Source organism: Oleiphilus sp. HI0132 (assembly GCF_001635845.1).
This window is the reverse complement of the sequence record NZ_LWGJ01001226.1, coordinates 1-1,014: the sequence shown is the minus strand read 5'-3', so window position 1 is coordinate 1,014 and position 1,014 is coordinate 1. Positions and strand designations below refer to the sequence as shown.

The window sequence follows — 1,014 nt, the reverse complement described above, 5'->3', positions numbered from 1 at the left end:
TAAAGATTTTCGCCATATCAAAGCGATGATGTATTCTCAGCCAGAAATTATGCATCAGTTATTGGATAAAATTGCCTTGTCTGTGATTGATTATCTGAATGCTCAAATAAAAGCGGGTGCGCAAGCGGTTCAGATCTTCGATACCTGGGGTGGAAACCTGAGTGATCATGCATATCAACAGTTCTCTTTGGCTTATATGAAGAAAATTGTAGCTGGCTTAATTCGGGAATACGATGGTCGAAAAGTCCCCGTGATTCTATTTACCAAAGGAGGCGGTTTATGGTTGCCTTCTATGGCTGATACCGGCGCTGATGCACTTGGTCTTGACTGGACGATGGATATCGGTAAAGCGCGTGCCTTGGTAGGTGATAAAGTTGCTTTGCAGGGGAATATGGATCCGTCGGTGCTATATGCTTCAGAAAAAGGTATTAGGGATGAGGTGGCTAGAATTTTGGCATCTTATGGTCCAGGTGAAGGCCATGTATTCAATCTGGGGCATGGTATTCATCAATTTGTTGATCCAGCACATGCAGGCTACTTTGTTGATGCGGTTCATGAACTGAGTGCTCAGTATCACGCTTAAGATCGTTATCTAATGCATAGAATTAAGGGTGCAACGTGGCACCCTTTCTTTTTCTAGCACAAAATGCCATGTAATTCCCACACGTGTCACATTTGCAGCAGGCTCTTATTTAACCTGTGCGACTCTTTTAATACAATCGATAGATAACCCTTAAGGTCTCCCAAGGAACTGTAATGAGGCATCTCTCTCTCTATTTTGCTAAGGCAATTTCAATTTGTATCTGCGCTACAATGATCGTGGCTTGCGATAATTTAGAAAATATAGCCTTTTTCAAAAGTGTTGGGGATCCTGACATATATCAAAGTGATGCCGAAACTAATATCGATAACAAAACCATCGATATCGAAGTCGACATGTCCGAAGATTTATCTCTTAGAGTGCTTCAAGCGACTCTTTTAGCTTACTTGGATTCGCCATTGTATCGATATTTA

Annotated in this window: 2 protein-coding genes; both read left to right on the top strand. The window is 41.6% G+C overall.

Features of this window, described 5'->3' with window-relative positions:
- Nucleotides 1-583 (top strand): uroporphyrinogen decarboxylase family protein (locus tag A3766_RS17975; protein ID WP_304440971.1); only part of this gene is annotated, 583 nt, incomplete at its 5' end.
- A gap of 173 nt (nt 584-756) precedes the next feature.
- On the top strand, nt 757-1,014 hold a 258-nt coding region (locus A3766_RS17970; RefSeq protein WP_156508959.1), incomplete at its 3' end, for a hypothetical protein.